1 protein-coding gene is annotated in these 504 nt (G+C 54.2%); it reads left to right on the top strand.

Annotated features, from left to right (window positions below; genetic code table 11):
• Nucleotides 1–66: 66 nt before the first annotated feature.
• Nucleotides 67–504 (top strand): sensor histidine kinase (locus RX972_RS29320; protein WP_316880812.1); only part of this gene is annotated, 438 nt, incomplete at its 3' end.

Here is a 504-nt window from a genome sequence, read left to right on the forward strand (position 1 = left end):
CCAAGGGGTCGAGCGGCAGTTGGCCGCACGATCGTTGACCGATTTAGAACGTGAAGAGGTGATTAGATGGGGTTTGGTGAGCAAACCGGCTCGGCGATAGTTGCGCGTCCTGAGATCGGATCCGTATCGGACCATCTGCTACTGCGCGAGTTCAGTCACCGAATAAACAATGAGTTGTCGTCAGCCATCAGTCTTATTTCGCTCGCGGCAAAGCGTAGTCAAAACAGTGAGGTGCAAGCGACGCTTGCTGCCGTGCAGGATCGGCTTCAAGGCTACGCTAGTGTCCATCACTCGTTGCAGATGCCGGAGTGCAGCACGACTGTCGAACTGACGAGCTACCTTCATAAGCTGTGTAAGGCTCTCTGTCGTTCGAAGCTTGAGAGCCGGAAGATTGAGCTGGCATTGTCTCTCTGTCCCGTGTGGATCACTTCCGAACGTTGCTGGCTATTGGGAATGATCGTGTTTGAGCTAATTACGAATTCTGCGCGGCACGCGTTCCTGAGC

It is taken from the genome of Pseudomonas syringae group sp. J309-1 (assembly GCF_032582135.1).
Taxonomy (GTDB): domain Bacteria; phylum Pseudomonadota; class Gammaproteobacteria; order Pseudomonadales; family Pseudomonadaceae; genus Aquipseudomonas; species Aquipseudomonas quasicaspiana.